Annotated in this window: 2 protein-coding genes; both read left to right on the top strand. The window is 41.1% G+C overall.

The window, feature by feature from the left end; all coding sequences use genetic code 11:
- The first annotated feature begins 252 nt into the window (after window positions 1–252).
- Complete coding sequence (gene istA / locus CWD90_RS22800) at window positions 253–1,788, top strand: IS21 family transposase (RefSeq protein ID WP_205161291.1); 1,536 nt, start codon at window positions 253–255, stop codon at window positions 1,786–1,788.
- Between the two features lie 36 nt (window positions 1,789–1,824).
- Window positions 1,825–2,544, top strand: a complete 720-nt coding sequence (gene istB / locus CWD90_RS22805; RefSeq protein ID WP_103478356.1) for an IS21-like element helper ATPase IstB — start codon at window positions 1,825–1,827, stop codon at window positions 2,542–2,544.
- The last annotated feature ends 87 nt before the right edge of the window (window positions 2,545–2,631 follow it).

Consider the following 2,631-nt stretch of genomic DNA (forward strand, 5'->3'; position numbering starts at 1 on the left):
GTGGATACGCTAGAGCAAGCTGACCCCTCTACCTGGGGTTAAAAATGGTCAGAGAATGCATCTGCCGTTCTGTCGGATGCTGACCCCTCTACATTAAAAAAGATAGTCAAATTTTGGGTCTAGATTGCTTTTAAGCGATCCTTGTTATTAGTTATTCTAGAGCAAGCTGACCCCTTTGATTATTATATTTTGGTTTTACTTGATGGTTTATTAACCATCAAAAGATAGTCTATGGCTGGAAAACCAAAACGTATGAGTCAAGTAAAACAACTGTTACGAATGCACCATCAAGGTAAAGGCTATAAAACGATAGCTAGAACCCTTGGAATTAGCAAGAACACGGTAAAGAACTATGTAAGAAAGGTCAAGATCAGCCGTATCCCCATAGCCACGCTTCTTGCATTAGAAGACCCAGAGCTAGAATCCGCTTTATTATCGGGCAATCCAGCCTACAGGGATGAGCGGTACCTGCCTTTAAGGGATAAACTGGAGTATTACACCAAAGAACTGAAAAAGGTAGGCGTAAACCGAATGGTCCTATGGGAGGAATATAAAGCGCAGCATGTTTGCGATCATTATTGTTACAGCCAATTTTGCTCTATTTTACGTAGCCATCACCGAGCAGGCAAACCCTCTTTGGTATTGGAACATGCCCCTGGCGATAAGCTTTATATTGATTTTGCAGGCAAGCTTTTATCTTACATCGATAGGGAAACAGGGGAAGAGATTAGCGTGCAGGTTTTTGTAGCCTGTCTTCCTTATTCCGACTATGGTTTTGCCATGGCGCTGCCCAGCCAAAAGACAGATGATTTTATCCATGCACTCCAATGTTGTTTGAAAGATATAGGAGGGGCACCCCAAACCTTGGTTCCTGATAACTTAAAGGCGGCCATTGTAAAAGCTAGTAGATACGAGCCTAGTATCAATAGGGTATTGGAAGACTTCGCCAATCATTACGGAACTACCGTAACGCCGGCCAGAGTACGAAAACCTCAAGATAAAGCCTTGGTGGAGAACCATGTCAAACTGATCTACTCCCGTGTGTATGCCAAAATACGCAACCAACAATTCTTCGATATACTCTCACTCAATAAAGCAGTAGCACAAAAAATGCAGGCGCACAACCAAACCCGTATGCAACGTAAAGACTATTCTAGGGTAGAGAAGTTCATTGCCGATGAGAAACAAGTATTGTTACCCCTGCCTACTCAAGATTTTGAAGTAAAATATTATAAAAGCCTAAAAGTAGCGCATAACAACCATATCTATTTGAGTAACGACAAACACTATTACAGTGTGCCTTTTGCTCATATAGGAAAACAAACCAGGGTCATCTATACCAGAAGTACGGTAAGGATATTCGGGGATAATGGAAACCTTATCGCGATGCACCCCAGAGGGCTTAAGAAATCAGGATATACCACCCAAAAAGATCATTTATGCTCTACCCATCAATATTACAAGCAACGTAGCCCGACCTTCTATATGCAACGAGGCTACCTTCATTCAGAAACCCTTTACCAATATATCGAGGCACTATTCAAACAGAATAAATACCCAGAGCAGCTCTACAGAACTTGTGAAGGGATTTTAAAACTCTCCAAACAAACCAATCACCAGAAGTTTATCAAAGCTTGTCAGATCGCTATCAAATGCACCAATTATTCCTATGGTTTTTTAAAGCGAATCTTAGAAAACAAAATGGTAGAGGCCAACGATGATGGTCAAGTAGTCCAAAGTCCATTGCCAAAACACAATAATATCAGAGGAGCTAGCTCCTATAAATAACAATGAAAAATAGCTATTAATTTAAATCAATAACAAATGACGAACATTGAAACTCAACTAAAACAATTACGCTTAATGGGAATGTCTGATCGCTGGGACGCCTTTATCGAAACTAGAGAACAGCATCAACTATCGCTAAGCGAAGGACTGGAGATGCTACTACAAAGCGAACAAGAGGATCGTTCCAATAGACGCTTTGAGCGGCTAAAAAGAACCGCTAAGTTTAGATATAGTGCCACTATAGAAGAAATAGGTTTTACCCCTGTTAGAGGCCTGAACAAATCACAGATCAGCGAACTGGCTACCGGGCAGTACCTTGTCAAAGGGGAATCTGTACTTATTACAGGAGCTACAGGATGTGGCAAAAGCTTCATAGCCTCTGCTTTAGGGCACAGGGCATGCGCCCAAGGCTCCAAAGTACTTTACTTCAATGCGCAAAAATTACTGGCACAAACCAAAATGGCAAGAATCGATGGAAGCATATTTAAACTCTTTGGGCGTATTGCCAAAGTGGAGCTACTGATTCTTGATGATTTTGGATTAGCCAATCTAGACAAACAACAACAAATGGATCTTATGGAAATCATTGAAGATAGGCACGGGAGATCATCCACTATTATTGCCAGTCAACTTCCGGTAGCTTCTTGGTATGAAATCATAGGGGAAGCAACCATTGCAGATGCCATTTTAGATCGCTTGGTGCACTCATCACATCGCATTGAACTCAAAGGAAATAGTCTTAGAAAAAAACTGTAATATTGTCATGTCTTATCTTTTGTAAACCAAAATAGCAAGAGGGGTCAACATCACTAGAATGGGGGGTCAGTATCTATAGAATATCCA

Origin of the sequence: Arenibacter catalasegens (assembly GCF_002909235.1) — a bacterium.
GTDB lineage: Bacteria > Bacteroidota > Bacteroidia > Flavobacteriales > Flavobacteriaceae > Arenibacter > Arenibacter catalasegens.

Excerpts from the sequence above, each read along its gene's own strand:
- istB (WP_103478356.1), top strand. The coding sequence starts at position 1,825 with ATGACGAACATTGAAACTCAACTAAAACAATTACGCTTAATGGGAATG.
- istA (WP_205161291.1), top strand. The coding sequence starts at position 253 with ATGAGTCAAGTAAAACAACTGTTACGAATGCACCATCAAGGTAAAGGC.